Source organism: Rhizobium brockwellii (assembly GCF_000769405.2).
Classification (GTDB): Bacteria; Pseudomonadota; Alphaproteobacteria; order Rhizobiales; family Rhizobiaceae; genus Rhizobium; species Rhizobium brockwellii.
Map to the genome: position 1 here is coordinate 167,382 of NZ_CP053441.1, position 19,839 is coordinate 187,220.

The 19,839-nt window shown below is 61.3% G+C and carries 16 protein-coding genes; 10 read left to right on the top strand and 6 right to left on the bottom strand.

What is annotated here, in order from left to right; all coding sequences use genetic code 11:
• Window positions 1-31: 31 nt before the first annotated feature.
• The 4 genes from RLCC275e_RS28885 to RLCC275e_RS28900 all read right to left on the bottom strand — a co-directional run bounded on the left by RLCC275e_RS28885 (window position 32) and on the right by RLCC275e_RS28900 (window position 6,590).
• Entirely contained in the window at window positions 32-1,936 is a 1,905-nt protein-coding gene (locus tag RLCC275e_RS28885) for an ABC transporter substrate-binding protein (protein ID WP_130748677.1), read from the bottom strand.
• Between the two features lie 313 nt (window positions 1,937-2,249).
• Window positions 2,250-3,758, bottom strand: coding sequence for an arabinosylfuranosidase ArfA (arfA, locus tag RLCC275e_RS28890; protein WP_033183700.1), 1,509 nt, complete (start codon window positions 3,756-3,758; stop codon window positions 2,250-2,252).
• A gap of 210 nt (window positions 3,759-3,968) precedes the next feature.
• Window positions 3,969-4,895, bottom strand: coding sequence for an ArsR/SmtB family transcription factor (locus RLCC275e_RS28895; protein WP_171816977.1), 927 nt, complete (start codon window positions 4,893-4,895; stop codon window positions 3,969-3,971).
• A 405-nt stretch (window positions 4,896-5,300) separates the two neighbouring features.
• Complete coding sequence (locus RLCC275e_RS28900; protein WP_033183699.1) at window positions 5,301-6,590, bottom strand: cytochrome-c peroxidase; 1,290 nt, start codon at window positions 6,588-6,590, stop codon at window positions 5,301-5,303.
• A 198-nt stretch (window positions 6,591-6,788) separates the two neighbouring features.
• Between RLCC275e_RS28900 and RLCC275e_RS28905 the strand changes: the two genes are divergently transcribed.
• Window positions 6,789-8,333, top strand: coding sequence for an acid phosphatase (locus RLCC275e_RS28905; RefSeq protein WP_033183698.1), 1,545 nt, complete (start codon window positions 6,789-6,791; stop codon window positions 8,331-8,333).
• A 103-nt stretch (window positions 8,334-8,436) separates the two neighbouring features.
• On the opposite strand, the gene RLCC275e_RS28910 is transcribed toward RLCC275e_RS28905, so the two are convergent.
• Window positions 8,437-9,195, bottom strand: a complete 759-nt coding sequence (locus tag RLCC275e_RS28910) for an IclR family transcriptional regulator domain-containing protein (protein WP_033183697.1) — start codon at window positions 9,193-9,195, stop codon at window positions 8,437-8,439.
• Between the two features lie 162 nt (window positions 9,196-9,357).
• Here RLCC275e_RS28910 and RLCC275e_RS28915 point away from each other — a divergent pair, with 162 nt between their 5' ends.
• The 9 genes from RLCC275e_RS28915 to ligD all read left to right on the top strand — a co-directional run bounded on the left by RLCC275e_RS28915 (window position 9,358) and on the right by ligD (window position 19,025).
• Complete coding sequence (locus RLCC275e_RS28915) at window positions 9,358-10,065, top strand: 3-oxoacid CoA-transferase subunit A (protein WP_033183696.1); 708 nt, start codon at window positions 9,358-9,360, stop codon at window positions 10,063-10,065.
• The gene (locus tag RLCC275e_RS28920; protein ID WP_033183695.1) at window positions 10,062-10,751 is read left to right on the top strand and encodes a 3-oxoacid CoA-transferase subunit B; all 690 of its coding nucleotides are present in this window, start codon (window positions 10,062-10,064) and stop codon (window positions 10,749-10,751) included. The genes RLCC275e_RS28915 and RLCC275e_RS28920 overlap by 4 nt, the downstream gene beginning before the upstream one ends.
• Window positions 10,752-10,760: 9 nt before the next feature.
• Window positions 10,761-11,966: a 3-oxoadipyl-CoA thiolase gene (gene pcaF / locus RLCC275e_RS28925; RefSeq protein ID WP_033183694.1), complete on the top strand. Its 1,206-nt coding sequence runs from the start codon at window positions 10,761-10,763 to the stop codon at window positions 11,964-11,966.
• Between the two features lie 76 nt (window positions 11,967-12,042).
• Complete coding sequence (locus RLCC275e_RS28930) at window positions 12,043-12,525, top strand: GNAT family N-acetyltransferase (RefSeq protein ID WP_033183693.1); 483 nt, start codon at window positions 12,043-12,045, stop codon at window positions 12,523-12,525.
• 132 nt (window positions 12,526-12,657) lie between these two features.
• Complete coding sequence (locus RLCC275e_RS28935; RefSeq protein ID WP_033183692.1) at window positions 12,658-13,872, top strand: MFS transporter; 1,215 nt, start codon at window positions 12,658-12,660, stop codon at window positions 13,870-13,872.
• Between the two features lie 199 nt (window positions 13,873-14,071).
• A complete protein-coding gene (locus RLCC275e_RS28940; protein WP_033183887.1) occupies window positions 14,072-14,866 on the top strand; it encodes an SDR family NAD(P)-dependent oxidoreductase in 795 nt (264 codons plus the stop codon).
• Window positions 14,867-14,970: 104 nt separating this feature from the next.
• Entirely contained in the window at window positions 14,971-17,127 is a 2,157-nt protein-coding gene (gene glgX / locus RLCC275e_RS28945) for a glycogen debranching protein GlgX (protein ID WP_033183691.1), read from the top strand.
• Between the two features lie 15 nt (window positions 17,128-17,142).
• Entirely contained in the window at window positions 17,143-18,150 is a 1,008-nt protein-coding gene (locus RLCC275e_RS28950) for a DNA topoisomerase IB (RefSeq protein WP_033183690.1), read from the top strand.
• Entirely contained in the window at window positions 18,147-19,025 is an 879-nt protein-coding gene (ligD, locus tag RLCC275e_RS28955) for a non-homologous end-joining DNA ligase (protein ID WP_033183689.1), read from the top strand. Before RLCC275e_RS28950 ends, ligD begins: the two co-directional genes overlap by 4 nt.
• A 12-nt stretch (window positions 19,026-19,037) precedes the next feature.
• Here the strand turns inward: ligD and RLCC275e_RS28960 are convergent, their stop codons facing one another.
• Complete coding sequence (locus tag RLCC275e_RS28960) at window positions 19,038-19,769, bottom strand: glutathione S-transferase (protein ID WP_033183688.1); 732 nt, start codon at window positions 19,767-19,769, stop codon at window positions 19,038-19,040.
• Between the last annotated feature and the right edge of the window lie 70 nt (window positions 19,770-19,839).

The window sequence follows — 19,839 nt, forward strand, 5'->3', positions numbered from 1 at the left end:
GCGCGCAACACTCGCGCCGGCGTTGGGAGGATTATTTCGGTTGTGCCGGCTTCAGCTTGACCATCATCAGCCTGGAGTTTGCCCAATTCGGCACCGGATCGGTATAGGGATCCGATATCGTCGGATAACCGGTCCAATAGGTCGTATCCATCGAGGTGAAGACGTTATACGACATCAGCGGGATCGTCGGCATTTCGCGGGCGACCAGCTTCAGATAATCCTTGCCGAGCTCGACGCCCTTCGGATCGTCGGCGCTGATGCCGCGGATGCTTTCGATGATCTTGTCGAGCTCCGGATTGCTCCAGCGCTGCCAGTTGCGCGGCGGCTGATTGTCACCCTTCTTGGCCACGAACTGCGAATGCCAGCTATCGAGGAAGAACGACAGGTCGGGGTCGCCGCCCCAGGTTTCGACGCTCCAGGCAATCGCCACCTGGAAATCGCCGGGCTGTAGCGCCGTCTGCCATAGTTTCGCGGCCGGCACGGCTTTGGCGTCGATGCCGAATGCCGCCCATTGCTGTGCGATCAGCGTCCCGGCGCGGGTGAAGACCGAGCGTGTGTCGCCTTCCACCGTCATCCGGATCTTGAAGGGCTGTCCATCAGGGGTCAGCCATTTGCCGCCGGATTTCTTGAAGCCTGCCTTCTCCAGCAGTTCGCCGGCAGCCTTCGGATCCGGTTTCCACCAGCCATAGCCGAAGGCACCGCTGATTGCCTCCGGGTCGGTCGGGATCTGGTCCTTGAACTTCGGCTGCTTGCGCAGGATATCGGCGGTCTGTTGCCCGACCGTCGGGTCATAAGGCTTGATCTTGCTCTTGCCGGTATCGATCTCGAAATTCTTCAGCCAATCCTGCATTGGCGCCTGATAGTCCTTCATCGTGGCCGCCGTCGGCGGCACGCCGAGCGCCGAAAGCGTCGCTGCCCCGCGATAGCTCGCCATATCAACCGCCTTGATGTCGATCAGCAGGGCAAGCGCCCAGCGTACATCGGCGCTGTCGAAGGGCGGATTCTGGGTGTTGAAGATCACGGCCGGAAGCGTCGGGTCCGGATGGGCGAAGGGGAAGCCCGGGAACCAGGTTTCGATCGTCTTGGATTTTTCCTTCAGCGTGAACATGCCCTCAGGCGTGTTGTCGTGAATGATATCGAGATTATGCTCGAGCTGAGCGATGGTGCGTTTATCCGGCGGGCCGGGATCGGCATAGGTTACATATTTCGGGGCCGGCTCGCCGAAGCGGGCAAGCGAGGTGCGCTGCCAGTCGTCGCGCTTCTCCCAGGTATACCACTTGCCCTGGGGGTCGAAGGACTTGAGCTTGTAGGCGCCGAGCGAAACGGGATTGGCGAAATCATAACGAAGCGGATCTTCGACTTTCTCGAAGACATGCTTGGGCATGATCCAGGCGCCGTTCCAGCGAACGGTGAAGATGGCATGGAAGCGCGAATTGGGCTTCTTCAGCTTGAACACCACAGTCGAGGGGTCGGTCGCCTCGACGCTTGCAACCTGCACCGAGAAAGCAGCACTCCAGACCATGCCGGGATGATCCATCTGCGTCTTGACGGTATAGACCACGTCGTCTGCCGTGAACTCCACGCCGTCGCTCCAGAAGAGCCCCTTGCGCAGTTTCACGGTCATCTCGGTGAAGTCGGCATTATATTGCGGCTTGTCGGCAGCCAGCGAATTGTCCCAGGTCGCGCCGCCAAGTCCTTGTTCGGGGTCGATATACCAGAGCGTATCCATGGTCAGCTGCTGCAGGCCGGTCGAAACGCCGCCGCCGCCATTGACCCAGATGTTGAACCAGCCGGGATTTTTGATCGTCCCTTCCGGATTTTCGACGATGAGCGTCTCCTTGCGCGGCAAGGAGGTGTAGTCATCGGCCTTGGCCGTGGCTGTCAGGCCGAGTGCGGCCAGCGCGACGCCAAATGCGAGCCTCTTCCACTGTTGCATGAACTCCTCCCTAGAAAGCGACGATACGGCGGCCGCAAGGGCACGCATGGGCACGTCGCGGTTGTCGGTTCGCAGAAGCGTCAGGACTTGAACAGTCAGGTCCGGGACCTCAGTGAACCATCTCTCCGGCTCCCTGCCTCCTCGCAGCGAGCCGAATATCCCAGAGCATAATGCCGAAAAGTGTCAGCGGTTTTCGGACGACATCATGCTCTAACTCTTTAATTTAGAACAGGATTCAGATTTTAGGCCGCCCCGGCCTAAAATCATCCTGTTCTAGCCGGGGGCGCCCGAATGGGCTACCCGGCGCTAGCTGTCACACCGACAGCCGGATGACGTTGTAGGAGAACGGCTTCAACGCCGCCCGCAGCCGTCCATCCTCGATCTTTCCACTCTCGACATTGACGGGGGCGACCGTCTTCGGCCGCGCTGCCGTATTGACGGCCCCGAGGTCGCCGTGGGTCATCTCCACCTGCTCGACCACCCGGGCATCTCCGAAGCCTTCCAGCCGCACATCGAGATCGAGCGCCGTGCTCGGATGGCGGTTGACGGCAAAGAAGGTCAGCGTCTTGCCGTCTTCGGAATGGACTGCCGATACGTCGAGATAGGGGACGTCGTTCTCCTCGTCGCTGTCATAGGTCGGGCCATCGACGACCAGCTGCAGCGCCGTTCCACGGCCATATCTGGAGGTGTAGTAGAAGGGGTAATAGATGGTCTGGCGCCATGCCGCACCGCCATCCTCGGTCATGATCGGGGCAATGACGTTGACGAGCTGCGCGATGCAGGCGATGCGCACCCGGTCGGAGCGCCGGATGAAGGTGTTGAGGATGCCGCCGACCTGCAGCACGTCCTCGAAATTATAGATGTCTTCCAAGAGATGCGGCGCATCCGGCCATTCGTCGCGCGCCAGGATCTCCTTGTCCTGCTGGTTGGAATGATACCAGACATTCCATTCGTCGAAGGAAATGCCGATCGTCTTCTTCGAGCGTTTTTTCGCCTTGATGTAGTCGATCACGCCGCCGATCGTGGTGATGTAGCGGTCGAGCTTCGTTGCGCGGGCGAGATAGTTGAGCGTGTTTTTCTCGCGGTTGGCGAAATACATATGCAGCGAGATATGGTCGGCGCTGTCGTAGCACTGCTCGAGGACCTGGGCCTCCCACTCGGGATAGGTCTTCATGTCGGAATTGGACGAGCCGCAGACCACGAGCTCGAGCGACTTGTCGAAGCCGCGCATGGCTTTGGCCGTCTCATCCGCCAGCCGGCCATATTCATAGGCCGACTTGTGGCCGACCTGCCAGGGACCATCCATCTCGTTGCCGAGGCACCACAATTTGACATCGTGCGGATTGGACCAGCCGTGCTTGCGGCGCAGATCAGACCAGTAGGTGCCGCCCGGATGATTGCAATATTCGAGGAAATTGCGGGCGGCATCCAGGCCGCGTGATCCGAGATTGACGGCGAGCATCGGCTTGGTATTCGCCTTCTTGCACCAGTCGACGAATTCGTTGACGCCGATCTGATTGGCTTCGCGGGTGCGCCAGGCAAGGTCGAGGCGAACCGGGCGCTCGGCACGCGGGCCAACGCCGTCTTCCCAATTATAGGCCGAGACGAAGTTGCCGCCGGGATAACGGCAGTATGGCGTGTCGAGATCACGGACGAGATCAAGGACATCCTGGCGGAATCCGTCCTCATCGGCCGTCGGGTGACCGGGCTCATAAATGCCCCCGTAGATCGCCCTGCCGAGATGCTCGAGAAATGAACTGTAGAGCCTGGAATCAATGGTCGCGATGCGGAAATCGCGGTGAACCACAACGTTCGTCTTCAACGGATCCTCCCGTTTATATATCAGATATTTTGTTTTCTTGCCTCTAACTTGATATCAGGAATGTTGTTGTGTCAACCAAGTTGCGACTTTAATCATACTAATATGGCTTTCAGAAAAAAATGTTTGATTCCAGTTACTTGGGCGACTTTATCGATCGCCGAAACTGGAAAGAATTGTGATATTTAAATCAAGATTTCCGATTTCAATTTTTCAGACGTGCAGCCGCATGATGATATCGCGTCCGTGATTTCCGAAGCCACGGCCGAAAATATTGACGCCACCGGTATGGCCGGCATTCTCGGCGATGCCGACCCGGAGCCGGATCGAGGAATGCTGGGTAAGGGCGAGATCGCTGAGCGTGACATTCGAGGCGGCGATACCGTCGATGAAGGTTCCGCGCGTGGAGATGCGCCAGGTCTTCATCATCCCATATTGCGAGCCCTCGAGCTTCCACCATGCCGGCGTGAAGGCGCCGCGCTTGTCGCCGTAGTCGCCGGGCGAGGTCCAGGTTCCGATCGCCATTCCATTGACCCAGAGGGTTATGTCAGACGGCCAGTCCGGATTGGTGCCGGGCACCTCGGACGACAGCTCCAGCGAAAACTCGATGGCGCGGATATCCTTGTTCAACACCTTGGCATTGTTTGGGAATTTATATTCCACATAGCCCCTGCCGAACCAGACGAGCCCGGCCTGCATGCGCTGCGGATCGAGGAAATAGTCGGGAACATCGAGGGGGCCGATGACGCTCTCGGTGGAGCAAAGACCACATGGCGCATGGACGTCGCAACTGGTGTAGAGCCCGACCGGCATCTCGACTTCGATAATATTGTTGGCCCTTTGGGCGGCACTTTCCTCAAAGCTGATCAGAATTTCGCTGTAGATCGCCGAGCAGATCTTCTGGTTTCCCTTGCGGGCCTTCGTCAGCTGGGAATCGACAAGCCGGGCGTCTTCCAAAATCTGGATCCCGGTGGCGACGGTGGATTGGGGAAGGGAAAGAGCACGCGCGATATCGTTGATATTCATCGGCCCTTTGGCGCAGAGCAGCTTGAGCATCTCTAGCCGCGCCGGCGCCGAAAGCGCGCGTATCGCATCATTATTCTCGCCGGCGGCAATCGTCAAAAACGAGCGTTCCATCATTCCCCCACCATTTCCGATGAAATGATGTATATCGGAAATTATGATACATCAAGTGGGAATGCTTCGGCGGTTTGTAGGATAACGGCCCGGTTTCAAGCCGCCATGAATGAACGTGAAGCCCTTCCGACTTCCGATATGACGGCGGTATCCGGAGCGTTACGCGTCAAAGTCCGGCGCGTCTCGGATCGGCTGGCGGGGCGGAATTTCGAGCTCAATTCCCCCGACCGATCGCAAGCGGGCGCGAATGGCATCGGCGAGATTCCTGATTGTTATGCTGGCCATCGCTACCTCCATTCATCAATGACAGCATATAAATCATTGATTGCATATCTCAAGCAACGGTCGCGAATGCGTTTCAGTCCTCAGCCTGGCAGGTCCACAACAAGAGTGGTCCGCCGGCCCGGATCAATGTCCGGTCGCGTCAGATTGCAGATCGGCATCGGTCAGGGTTCCGAGGAAAGCGACGATGTCGTCGATCTCGGGATCGGTGAGGGCGGGGGCATCGCCCGGTTTCCTGCCGAAGGGCGGATCCTGGTTGAGATTGTCCCAATAGGCCTGCGGCAGGTCATCATATCTACGGACCGTGCCGTCTGAATTTTTCGGATACCAACGGCCGGGATCGCTGTCCCGCGTTGCATAGAAGGAGACGACGTCGCGCAACGAGTGGAAATAGCCATTGTGGAAGAAGCTCTTTTTCAGCGCGACATTGCGTAGTGTCGGGGTGCGGAACAGGCCGCAATATTCGCTGCGTCCGGCAAAGTCGGTGCGCTGAGGGCCGCAAAGGCCGAGATCGTGATAGTTGGGATCGTTGTTGGCGGGTATCGCCATGTTGCGGGGTGCGGCGAGCCCGAGGAAGCCGAAGTCTGAAAATTGCGGCGGCTCGCCGTCATTGGCGGGCTCGCTTAAGTGACAGCTCGAACAGTTGCCCTTGGCTGGGTCCTCGAACAGCCGTCGTCCGTGCAGCTCCTGCGCCGTCAGCGTCGCTTTGCCGGCGAGAAAGGCATCGTAGCGGCTGGAATAGGGATAGAAATCCGGGCCGCTCTGTTCGAAGGTGGCGAGCGCCTCGACGGCGGCATCGAAGGCGTCCTTAGGATTGTCGAACACGGTCTCGCCGAAGACCGCCTTGATGTCGTCGGCATAGGCGGCCTTCTGCAGCTTCGCCACCACCTCGGCCGCATCCTTGTTGCCCATCTCGAAGGGCGAGAGCAGCGGTATCTTCGCCTGATCGGCGCCGTGATCGACCCGGCCGTCCCAAGTCAGGCCGCCCGTCGGGCCATTGTCGACGCTTTCGTCGCCCTCGTCCTCGGAATCGTAATAATGCTCGGTGAAAGCAGGCACCGATTGCAGATAGCGCAGCGTCGGAACGGCGCGCAGGCCCGGCTGGTCTCCATGTTCGCCACCCATTTCAACCGGCATGGCCGATGCCGGGCCGAAGGCATGAGCCGGATCATGGCAGGACGCGCAGGCCTGGAGCCCCGAGGCCGACAGCGAGGGATCTGAGAATATCTTGCGGCCGAGCGCGGTGAGCGTTTCGGCCCGGGCGAAGGCTTCCGTTCGCGACATCGGTCCGGGATGAACGCCGGCGGCGGTCGCCGCGCTGCTTTGCCGCAGCGGAAGAAGGGCAAGACAGACCGCCGTTGTTGCCATGCCGACGGCCAGGCCGGAGCGCACAAGCCAAAAAGTCTTCGTCGTCATGATAAGGATTCCAATAAGTTAGTACTGGTTTCCGCCATGATCGAACCAAGCTGCAACAAATTGATGACGGCCACCTCCTGCGGCATCACGGCAAGTCCTGATGTCACAAAGTTGATAGACGGCCGGAATAGCGTCGAGGTGCCCCCGAGCGTTCTCCGCTCCCTCTAGCCAACGCCCCCTAGCCATGAGGTACTCCCCGTGAAAAGACTGAACCTCCTCCATTCCATCTGTCTCGCCGGATCGGCCATCGTGCCGGTTGCGGTGGCGACGGCAGCGCATGCGGCGCCGGCCGGTTACGACAAGATCGACAATGTCGTCGTCATCTATGCCGAAAACCGCAGCTTCGATAATCTCTACGGCAGCTTTCCCGGCGTCGACGGGCTCTCGAACGCGACCGCCGATCGCGTCCGCCAGCTCGACCGCGATGGCCAGCCGCTGTCCGAACTGCCGCCGGCCTGGGGCGGCCTCACCGCCAAGGGTGTCTCGCCTGCCGTCACCGAGGCGCAGTCGGCCCATCTTGCCAACGCCTCCTTCGCGATCGACGATCCGAAGGGTTTCGCAGAGGCGCCTTCGGTCATCACCCGCGACCTATGGCATCGCTTCTACCAGGAGCAGATGCAGATCGACGGCGGCAAGAACGACAAGTTCGTCGCCTGGGCCGATTCCGGCAGCCTGGTCATGGGTCATTACGACGGCTCCATCCTGCCGATGTGGCAGGTCGCCAAGAAATACGTCATTGCCGACAACTTCTTCCAGGGCGCCTTCGGCGGTTCGTTCCTCAATCACTTCGCGCTGGTCTGCGCCTGCGCGCCCTATTATCCGGATGCCGACAAGAGCCCGGCTAAGCCCACCATCGCCAAGGTCGATGCGGACGGCACGTCGCTGACCGTCGCGGAAAACGCCCCGAAGTCGGCGCTGGAGGGCGCCCCGAAATTCGTCTCCGACGGCACGCTGACGCCTGACTTCTACGCCGTCAACACCATGCAGCCGCCCTACCAGCCGAGCGCCAATCCGCCGGCCAAGGACGGTGACGCGGCCTATGCCGATCCGGCGGCCGCAACAACGCTGCCGCCGCAGCATGAAATCACCATCGGCGACCTCATGTCGCTGAAGGGCGTCAGCTGGGCCTGGTATAGCGGCGCCTGGCAGGCAGCCCTGGACGGCAAGAATGGCACGCCGGTGCCGAACTTCCAGTTCCACCACCAGCCGTTCAACTATTTCGCCAATTTCGCGCCTGGCACCCCGGCGCGTGCGGAGCATCTGAGGGATGGCGGCCTTGGCGGCGAAGCCTTCCTCAAGGATATCGACGATGGCAAGCTGCCGGCGGTTTCCTTCTACAAGCCGCAGGGCAACCTCAACGAACATGGCGGATATGCCGATGTTTCGAGCGGCGACCAGCATCTTGCCGATATCGTCTCCCACCTCGAGAAGAGCCCGCAATGGGGCCATATGCTCGTCATCGTCACTTATGACGAGAATGGCGGCTTCTGGGATCACGTCGCGCCGCCGAAGGCCGATCGCTGGGGTCCGGGCAACCGTATTCCGGCCTTCATCATCTCACCCTTCGCCAAGGGCGGCATGGTCGATCACACCCAATACGACACGACGTCGATCATCCGCTTCATCACTGCGCGCTACGATCTGCCGGTGCTGCCGGGGATCATCGCCCGCGACAAGGCGCTGCGCAATAACGACCGGCCGCCAATGGGTGACCTGACGGCCGCGCTCGATTTGACGCATTGACCGATTGGAGCGGCCCCTGTTCTAACCGGGGCCGCTCCATCTCCTTCTGTTACGCATTCCGGACGCAAAAACCGCTGCGCACTTTTGCTGGAACTGCTTACCGTCACCGGCGCAGCAGCGGCCGCAACGCGGCCTGTGTTTCCTTCAGCAGCGGCAGATAGCGTTCCTTCATCTCCGCGGCGGGGACGAGGGCGGCCGGCGCGCCGATATTGATCGCCGCGACCGTTTCGCCGCGGTCGTTGTCAACAGGCACGGCGATGGAGCAGAGGCCGATCTCCAGCTCCTGATCGATGATGGCGTAACCCTCGGCGCGGACCCGGCGGAATTCGGTGACGAGGTCCTCGGGGTCGGTCTTGGTATTCGGCGTGTTTTGCCTCAGCTCGCTGCGGGCGATGATGGCGCGCGCCTCGCTCTCGGCAAGGGCTGCGAGCAGCACGCGCCCCATCGAGGCGCAGTAGGCGGGCAGGCGGCTGCCGGGGGTGAGGTTGATCGACATGACGCGGCGCTGCGAAGCGCGGGCGATATAGACGATGTCGGTGCCGTCGAGCACCGAAGCCGAGGCGCTCTGGCCGGCCTTTTCCGAAAGATGATCGAGATGCGGCTGCAGCAGCGCCGGCAGCGGCGTCGCCGCGAGATAGGCATGGCCAAGACGCAGGATCTTCGGCGTCAGCGTGAAGAACTTGCCGTCATAATCGGCATAACCGAGCTCGGCGAGCGTCAGCAGCGAGCGGCGCACAGTGGCGCGGTCAAGCTCGGTCAGCTTCGATGCCTCGGCGATGGAAAGCCGCTGCCGGGTTTCACCGAAAGCTTCGATAACCTTCAGGCCGCGGGCGAAGCCGCTGACGAAATCCGTTTCGCGCATGGGTTTGGTTCTCCGATCGATTCATCCATTTTGTGCGATATATGAACAAATGTCAAATATCGCACAAATTTCTTGCCGTCCGGCCCGCTGCGCTTTATCCCTGACTCTCAAAGGACGGGAGGGCCAGTTTCCCGGCCGCATCTAGCCAAGGAGAGGTCCCGCATGGACAAGACAGTCGGGAGCACGGCGGAAGCCGTCTCTGAGATCGGAGATGGCGCGACCGTCATGATCGGTGGTTTTGGTGGCTCGGGCGCGCCGATCGAGCTCATTCATGCCTTGATCGACAAGGGCTCCAAGGGCCTCACCGTGATCAACAACAATGCCGGCAACGGGCGCATCGGTATCGCTGCGATGATCGATGCCGGCATGGTCAGAAAGATGATCTGCTCATTCCCGCGTTCGTCGGATCCGCGCGCCTTCACCGATAAATATCTGGCCGGCGAAATCGAGCTCGAGCTGGTGCCGCAGGGAACCCTTGCCGAGCGCATCCGCGCCGGCGGGGCCGGTATCCCGGCTTTCTATACGCCGACGGCCTACGGCACCGAACTGGCCAACGGTAAGGTCATCGCCGAATTCGATGGCCGCCATTACGTGCAGGAGCGCTGGCTGAAGGCCGACTTCGCAATCGTCAAGGCTGAGATCGGCGACATCCAGGGCAACCTCACCTACAACAAGGCCGGCCGCAACTTCAATCCGCTGATGTGCATGGCGGCGGCGAAGACCATCGTCCAGGTCTCATCCATCGTGCCGGCCGGCGGCATCGATCCCGAGCATGTGGTGACACCAGGCATCTTCGTCGACCGCGTCGTCACTGTTCCCAATCCCCAGCAGGAAGAAGAGCTCATTCGAGCCGGAGTGGCCTACGTATGACCATCGATACTCGCGAAGACATCAAGCTTTCCAATGCGCAGATCGCCTGGCGCGCCGCGCAGGACATCGCCGACGGCGCCTATGTCAACCTCGGCATCGGCTTTCCCGAAATGGTCGCCCGCTATCAGCCACCCGGCCGCCAAGCGATCTTCCACACGGAAAACGGCATCCTGAATTTCGGCGAACCGCCGGCGGCAGGCCAGGAAGATTGGGACCTGATCAACGCCGGCAAGAAGGCGGTGACGCTGAAGCCGGGTGCTGCCTTCTTCCATCACGCCGACAGCTTCGCCATGGTGCGCGGCGGCCATCTCGACGTCGCGATCCTCGGCGCCTATCAGGTTGCCCAGAGCGGCGACCTTGCCAACTGGCGGGTGGGCAGCAAAGGCGTGCCGGCCGTCGGCGGCGCCATGGACCTGGTGCACGGCGCCAAGCAGGTCTGCGTCATTACCGAGCACGTCACCAAGACAGGCGAACCGAAACTGGTGGAGAAATGCACCTTCCCCCTGACCGGCGTTGCCTGCATCACCCGCGTCTATACCAGCCATGCCGTCATCGACATCGTCAGGGGACGCTTTGTCCTGCGCGAGAAGCTTGCCGCGATGTCGCAAGAGGAATTACAGGCGATGACCGGCGCGCCGCTGCACGTCGAGGGTCCGGTTGGCGACCTCGTCGTCCCGCAACTCTGAGGAAAAGCCATGACCGAAGCCTTTATCTGCGACTATATCAGAACGCCGATCGGCCGCTTCGCCGGCTCGCTGTCCCAGGTGCGCGCCGACGATCTCGGCGCGATCCCGCTGAAGGCATTGATGGCGCGCAACGGCGCCGTCGATTGGGACGCCGTCGACGACGTCATCTTCGGCTGCGCCAATCAGGCGGGCGAGGACAACCGCAATGTCGCGCGCATGTCGGCCCTGCTTGCCGGCCTGCCGATCGCAGTACCCGGCACGACGATCAACCGGCTCTGCGGCTCCGGCATGGATGCGGTGATCACGGCGGCGCGCGCCATCCGCTCCGGCGAGGCCGAGCTGATGATATCAGGCGGCGTCGAGAGCATGTCACGCGCGCCCTTCGTCATGCCGAAGGCCGAGACGGCCTTTTCACGGGCGGCGGAAATTCACGACACGACGATCGGCTGGCGCTTCGTCAACCCGCTGATGAAGAAGCAATATGGCGTCGATTCCATGCCGGAGACCGGCGAGAACGTCGCCGAGGACTATCATGTCAGCCGCGAAGACCAGGATGCCTTCGCGGTGCGAAGCCAGGCGAAGGCGGCCGCCGCCCAGGCAAACGGACGGCTGGCGAAGGAAATCACCCCGGTGACCATCCCGCAGCGCAAGGGTGATCCTGTCGTCGTCGTCGAAGACGAGCATCCGCGTGCGACGACGATCGAAACGCTGGCGAAACTCGCGACGCCTTTCAAGAAGGAAGGCGGCACAGTGACGGCAGGCAATGCCTCCGGCGTCAATGACGGGGCGGCGGCGCTGATCGTCGCTTCCGAAGCGGCGGCGCGAAAATACGGCCTGACGCCGATCGCCCGCATCCTCGGCGGCGCGGCTGCCGCCGTTCCGCCAAGGGTGATGGGAGTCGGCCCGATCCCGGCCTCGCGCAAGCTGATGGCACGGCTCGGCATGACTCAGGAGCAGTTCGACGTGATCGAACTCAACGAGGCCTTTGCCAGCCAGGGGCTGGCGGTGCTGCGCGCGCTCGAGATTGCCGACGATGATGCGCGGGTAAACCGCAATGGCGGCGCGATCGCGCTTGGCCATCCGCTTGGCATGTCGGGCGCACGCATCACCGGCACGGCGGCGCTCGAGCTTCTGCAGACCGGTGGACAATATTCGCTGTCGACCATGTGCATCGGCGTCGGGCAGGGGATTGCGATCGCACTTGAAAGGGTTTGAGGTCGGGACGCTTCCAGCTTTCGCCGGAGGCTTTCGACCCGTTGCGCGCCATATCAGGCTTCTGTAGAAATCGGACATGTTGATCCGACCCGCAGACAAGAATGATCAAAGCGCGATCTGGAGGATCATCGGTCCGACGATCCGCGCCGGCGAAACCTACGCGCTCGATCGCGATCTGAGCGAAGCGGATGCGCTGGCCTACTGGATGGGGCCGGACCGCGAGACCTTCGTCGCCGAAGAGGATGGCGCGATCCTCGGCACCTATTACATCAAGGCCAATCAGGCAGGCGGCGGCCGGCATGTCTGCAACTGCGGCTACATGACCGACGCTGCCGCGAGCGGCCGTGGCGTCGCCCGGCTGATGCATGAGCATTCCCTGGAGCATGCCCGCTTGCTGGGCTTTCGCGCCATGCAGTTCAATTTCGTGGTCAGCAGCAATGAACGCGCCGTTGGGCTGTGGCAATCTCTCGGCTTCGATATCGTCGGCCGGCTCCCTGGCGTCTTCCTTCATCCGACACAGGGTTACGTCGACGCATTGGTGATGTTTCGTACCCTCTAAGTGCGAAGAAAAAAGATGTGAGTGCGCTGTCGAATTCGCAGCGGTTCAAACGTCTTTGGATTGCAGGCGCAAAATGTGGCAGGCTTGCCGCATGCGTCGCGATCACTCTGTCGGCATGGAGGTTATGAAGCCATGAGTGTTTCCTATCGTTGGGTCATCGTCGCTGCGGGCGCTTTGATGACATGCGTTGCGCTCGGCGCGATGTTCTCGCTGGCGATTTTCCAGGAGCCGATCGCTACGGCGACCGGCTGGTCGCATGTCGGCATCGCCAGCGCCATGACGCTGAATTTCATCGTCATGGGTTTCGGCGGATTCTTCTGGGGTGCGGCAAGCGACCGGTTCGGCCCGCGCGTCGTCGTGCTGATTGGGTCGGTGCTGCTGGGCCTGGCGCTGGTTCTCGCGAGCCGCGCCGAGACGCTGCTGCAATTCCAACTAACCTACGGCATCCTTGTCGGACTGGCCGCCAGCACGTTCTTCGCGCCGATGATCGCGGCGACGACCGCCTGGTTCGACGAAAACCGCGGCCTTGCGGTGTCGCTGGTCTCCGCCGGCATGGGCGTCGCGCCGATGACCATCTCACCTTTCGCGCGCTGGCTGATCTCGGCCTATGAATGGCGGTCGGCCATGTTGATCATCGGCGTCGCAGCCTGGGTGCTGTTGGTGCCGGCCGCTCTGCTCGTCAGGCGCCCACCTGTCGAGACCGTCGATAGCGGAACCGAGTTCGCGGCCGACGGCGCCCGGCCGCAACTGTCGAAAGTCTTTCGATCGCCGCAATTCATCGTGCTTGGCCTGACCTTCGCAGCCTGCTGCGCAGCGCATTCCGGGCCGATCTTCCACATGGTGAACTATGCGACGATCTGCGGCGTCGCACCTATGGCCGCCGTCAGCATCTACAGCGTCGAGGGCCTGGCGGGACTGGGTGGCCGGCTGCTCTATGGCAGCCTTGCCGACAGGATCGGGGTGAAGCCGGTGCTGGTCGCCGGCCTGTTGGTGCAGGCGGCAGCCCTTGCGACCTATCTCTTGGTCAGCCGGCTCGGCGAATTCTATGCGCTCGCCATCGTCTTCGGCAGTGCCTATGGCGGTGTGATGCCGCTCTATGCCGTGCTGGCGCGGGAATATTTCGGGCCACGCATCATCGGCACCGTCTTCGGCGCGGCGACGATGCTCTCCAGCCTCGGCATGGCCTTCGGCCCTTTGATCGGCGGCTGGATATTCGACACTTTCGCCAATTATTCCTGGCTGTTCATCGGCTCCGCCATGGTCGGACTGGGTGCGGCGGCGATAGCGCTCGCATTCCCGCCTCTCGCCCGCCAGAAGCCGCAGCCGGCCTTTGGCATGGCGCCGTAACGCGACCCTTTTCGGATCTTGCCGCAACCTCAGGCGGCCGTCGGTGACGATGGCCGCTTGCATGAAGACCGCCCGGCCTTCTATGGGCGATACAAATCTCGCCCTTTCGTGCATTGCCCTTCGTCGATTTCCCCTGATAAGACTTCTCCTATTCGTTTCATCACCTATGTCCTTGGTTTTTCGGGAGGCAATCGTCGCCATGGTCGAACTTGCGCAATCGCTCGCATCCATCAAGCTGCCGGACCTGTCCGGCAAGGCCGTGCTGATCACCGGCGCCTCGACCGGGATCGGCGCGGCGCTCGCCCGCGCCTTTGCGGCTCAAGGAGCCAAGGTCTGCGTGCATTACAATGCCAGCCGCGAACCGGCGGAAAAACTTGCCGAGGAGATCCGGGCTGCCGGCGGCACGGTGCATCTGATCCAGGGAGACGTGTCGAGGGAAGGCGAGACCGAGCGTGTTGTCGAGGAGACGGCGAAGACCTTCGGTCATCTCGACGGGCTCATCAACAATGCCGGCGGCATGCTGGGTCGCAAGCCGACCTCGGACTATACCGACGCGCATTATGCCGCGGTCATGGACCTCAACGCCCGCTCGGTGCTGGCGGCCACGCGTGCGGCGCATCCCTGGCTGAAGAAGCAGGGTGGCTTCATCATCAACACCACCTCGATCGCCGCACGCAATGGCGGCGGCAATGGTGCGATCCTTTATGCTGCGTCCAAAGGCTTCGTTTCGACGATCACCCGCGGTCATGCCAAGGAATTCGTCCCCGACAGGATCCGCGTCAACGCGGTGGCGCCGGGCGTTATCGCGACGCCCTTCCATGAGCGTTATACCAATGACGAGCAGATGGAGCTGCAGCGCAAGTCGATCCCGATGGGCTTCGTCGGCACGTCGGAAGATTGCGTCGGCGCCTATCTCTTCCTCGCCTCGCCGACGCTGTCGGGTTACATCACCGGCCAGATTATCGAGGTCAATGGCGGCCAGTTGATGCCGTAACCGCTTCGATCGGCGAGCAAGATCCTTCGCTTTCCCCCTTTTAAAAGGGAACTTTCGAACCGCCGTGACGTTACCCGCTTGGTTTTTTCAGCAAGCGGGGCACCATGAGCTTTTCATTTTCGGAACTCGACTTCCTCAAGCCGGAGCTGGGAGCGGAGTATACGGGTTCTGGCACCCATTTCGCGATATTCTCCGCCCATGCGGAACAGATGGAGCTCTGCCTCTTCTCGCCCGACGGAAAGAATGAGATCGCCCGGCTGCCGCTGCCGAAACGCGAAGGCGACATCTGGTCGGGCTATATTGCCGGCGTCGGGCCGGGCACGGTCTACGGTTATCGCGCTCATGGTCCCTACGATCCTGCCGCCGGCCATCGCTTCAATCCGAACAAGCTCCTGCTCGATCCCTATGCCAAGCAGGTGACGGGCGATCTGAAATGGGACGATGCGTTGTTCGGCTATCAGATCGGCGAGGACGACCTCTCCTTCGATGAGCGCGATAGTGCACCCTTCATGGTCAAGGGCGTGGTCCAGGATCCGGATTTCGATTGGGCGGGTGAAGAGGCGATCCGCCGTCCCTGGCCCGATACCATCATCTACGAGGCGCATGTGCGCGGCCTGACGATGACGCATCCGAAGGTGCCAGATCGGCTGCGTGGCACCTTTCTCGGTATGTGCAGCGATCCGATCATCGACCATCTCGTCAAGCTCGGCATCTCGGCGATCGAGCTTCTGCCGATCCAGTATTTCCTCGACGATCGCTATCTCCTGGAAAACAACCTACGCAATTATTGGGGCTACCAGACACTCGGCTTCTTCGCGCCGCAATCGCGCTACATGTCCGGCGACAAGATCACCGAAATCAAGACCATGGTGAAGAAGTTCCATGCCGCCGGCATCGAAGTCATCATGGACGTGGTCTACAATCATACCGCCGAAGGCAGTGAGAAGGGACCGACGCTGTCCTTCCGCGGGCTCGACAATGCGAGCTATTACATTCTCTCCCCCGACGATCCCCGCCACACTTTCGATACGACCGGCACCGGAAACACGCTGAATGCCGCCAATCCTATGGTGATGCGGATGGTGCTCGACAGTTTGCGTTACTGGGTCGGCGTCATGCATATCGACGGCTTCCGTTTCGACCTCGCCAGTACACTTGGCCGCCAGGACATGGAATTTGATCGGCAGGGCCTGTTTTTCGGCGCCATCCGCCAGGATCCGATCCTAGCCGGTGTCAAGCTGATCGCCGAGCCCTGGGACGTGGGCGAGGGCGGTTATCAGGTCGGCGGCTTCCCACATCCCTTCCGCGAGTGGAACGACAAGTTCCGCGACGACGTCCGACGTTTCTGGAAGGGCGATGGCGGCATGGTGTCGGAGGTGGCGGCGCGCGTCACTGGCTCGGCGCTGCAGTTCAACCATTCCGACCGGGGAGCGACCTCCTCGATCAATCTTCTGTCGGCCCATGACGGCTTCACGCTGATGGACACGGTCTCCTTCAACGACAAGCACAACGAAGCGAACGGCGAGGATAACCGGGACGGCCATTCGGACAATCATTCCGACAATATGGGGGCCGAGGGTGCGACCGATAATGCGGATATCAACGCCGCGCGGGCACGGCGGCGGCGCAACATGATGGCGACGCTGATGCTGTCCCAGGGCGTGCCGATGATCCTGGCCGGCGACGAGCTCGGCAACAGCCAAGCCGGCAACAATAATGCCTACTGCCAGGATAACGAAATCGGCTGGACCGATTGGGCGGGGCTCGACGATCCTTTTCTCGATTTCTGCCGGCAGGCCGTCGCTTTCCGCAAGGCCCATCCCGTGCTGCGACAGGAGCGGTTCCTGACCGGTGAGACCAGCGAGGACGGTCGTATCGAGATAGCCTGGTACAAGCCGGACGGCGGCTTCATGGATGACGGCGCCTGGAACGATGATGAGCTGCGGGTGCTCGGCGTCTATCTCTCGAAGAGCGCGCATGCGCCTGAGACCGAGACGATGGATGACCTCTTCCTCATCTTCAACGCTGGCGGCGACTGCGAATTCAACGTGCCGGAGGTGAATGGACTGGCGAAATGGTCGCGGATTGCCGACACCGGGGCGGAGAGGGATGCCTTTAAAGTCCACGATCAGGATAACCCGGTCATGGTCTATGCCCAGAGTGTGGCCGTCTTTGCGCCGGAGGGGCAGACCGAGCCGCTGAAGGACATGACCAAGGCCGGGCGCCGGTGGTGGTTTCAGTTCGGCCGCAGGAGCAAGTAACGGGTCGCAGAGAACATGAATGCCGAAGCCATCACCGACCTTGGTCTCGTCTATGTCAGCGATACCGAACCAGGCATCCGCAGACGAAGGAAGGGAAAGGGCTTCAGCTATGTGATGCCAGACGGCACGACCCTTGCCGACGAATTGCAGCGGGCGCGCATCGGCGCGCTCGGTCTACCACCGGCCTATGAAAATGTCTGGATCTGCCTCTACGACAACGGCCATCTGCAGGCGACAGGCTTTGACGCGCGCGGGCGCAAGCAATACCGCTACCACAAGGAATGGCAATCCTTCCGCAGCGCCGGGAAATTCCACCAGCTGATCGAATTCGGCCGAGCTTTGCCGAAGATACGCCGCACCGTGCTGCGCCATCTCGACACCGGCACCGAGGATGTCCATGGCGTTCTTGCCGCTTTGACGACGCTGCTCGACGAAGCGCATCTGCGCGTCGGCAACCAGGCTTATGTCCGGGAAAACGGTACTTATGGCGCAACGACGCTGCTGAAGCGACACCTCAAGATCGTCGAGGGACAGATCGAGCTGAAATTCCGCGCCAAGGGCGGCAAGCGCGTGCAGCGCAGTCTCAAGCATCCCAGGCTGCAAAAGATCCTGGAGGAGATCGCGGATCTTCCCGGCCGCCAGCTCTTCGTCTGGAAGGATGAAAGCGGGGCGCTGAAGCCGATCGATTCCGGCCGGTTGAATACTTATCTTGCAGAGATATCGGGAATTCCCATTTCGGCGAAGACGTTCCGCACCTGGGCCGGATCGCTGGCTGCCTTCGGCGCGGCGCGCGAGACGATCGCCGGCGGCGGCCGACCGACGGTGAAGGAAATGTCGGAAGCTGCGGCCGATGTATTGCACAATACACCGGCGATTTCGCGGTCGAGCTACATCCATCCCTCGATCATCGGGCTTGCCGGCAAGGACCAGCCGCTGATCGAGGCCGGCAGCGAACCGCTGCGCGGCTTGCGGGCCGAGGAAAATAGGCTACTTGATTTCCTCACACGCGAGATCGAAGAATGAGCCCGAGCAGCCCGCCGACATCAGATGTAGCGCTCACCCATCCCGATCGGCTCTACTGGCCGGACGAGGGCGTGACCAAGCAGGCTCTGGTGGATTATTATGCGGAGGTCTGGCGCTTCATGGCGCCCTTTGTCGTCAACCGGCCCTTGGCGCTGCTGCGGCTGCCGGACGGAATAAAAGGCCATCAGCGGTTTTTCCAGAAACATGCCTGGAAGGGCATGAACGCTCATATCGAGGAGATAACAGATCCCGAGGATGCCGATGGCGAAAAGCTGTTGCGCATCGCCGATTTCGACGGTGTCGTGGCGCTGGTGCAATCGGCCGTGCTCGAAATCCATCCCTGGGGCGCGACAACCGACAATTGGGAAAAGCCTGATCTGATCACCATGGATCTCGATCCCGGCGAGGACGTGGCTTGGAGCGCGGTGATAACAACAGCCCTTGAATTGAAGACGCGGCTGGAAGCCCGTGGCCTTGCAGCCTTCGTCAAGACATCGGGCGGCAAGGGACTGCATGTGGTGACGCCGCTTGCCCCGAAGGCCGGCTGGGCCGAGGTGAAGGATTTCGCCCACTCGCTTGCCGAAAGCATGTCGGCCGATGCGCCGGAGAAATATCTGGCAACCGCGACCAAGGCGAAACGCGGCGGGCATATTTACATCGATTACCTCCGCAACGGCCGCGGCAACACGGCAGTCGCAGCCTATTCGACGCGGGCACGGCCGGGCGCGCCGGTTTCGATGCCGCTCCATTGGCAGGAGTTGAACCAAGAGATCGGTCCGGCGGCTTTCACGCTCGCCAACGTGCCGCAGCGATTGAAGGCCCAACGAAAGGACCCGTGGGGCGATTTCTTTGATGCCGCGGTGCCTCTGGAATGAGCGGCGCTTTTCTCATCCCTCGCTATCGAGCGCAGGGTAATGCCGAAAAATCCCCTCTTCGCTGAAGCCGAGGCGGCGCGAAGACTTGAGATAACGGGCGATGTTCGGCCGCTTTGCCACAGCATCATGCAGGGCGAGGAGGGCGGGATATTCCGCCTTGCGGTTCGCCATGGCTTTCGGAAAGGCGTAGGTCAGGCCCTCGATCACCTGGAAGAGCGAGAGATCGACATAGGTCAGCGCATCGCCGACGATGTGGTCGGGGCCTTTCGGATTCTGTTGTAGCACACGCTCGAAATAACCGAGGAATTTCGGAATGCGGTCGCGGATGAAGGCGGCGGAGCGGGCTTTTGCCTCTTGCTTCTGGTCCTCGTAGTAGAGCGACATGTCGATCGGGTGGTGCGTGTCGTGCACCTCGGCGACGAAATCGGTGACGGTCAGCTGCAGACCGTTGACGACATAACGAAGGCCTTCATTCTCAGGCGCCAGGCCAAGCTTCGGGCCTAGATAAAACAGGATGTTGGCGACATGCGGGATGATGAGGTCGCCGTCCTTCAGGAAAGGCGGGGCAAAGGGTATGTGCGGTTCGTTCTCGCTCTCCATGATCTCAAACATGGCGCCAGTGCCGCGCCCGCGGCCAGATTGGCGGGTAATGTCGATATAGTCGGCGCCGGCTTCTTCCAGTGCCAGCCGCACGAATTCGCCGCGGCCCTGAATGCCGTCCCAGTAATAAAGCTCATATGCCATCAGCGCTTAATCCTTCGATTGACGACCAAAGTCTTTTCGCAATTCGTCCTTGGCCTTTTCAAGGGTGTTG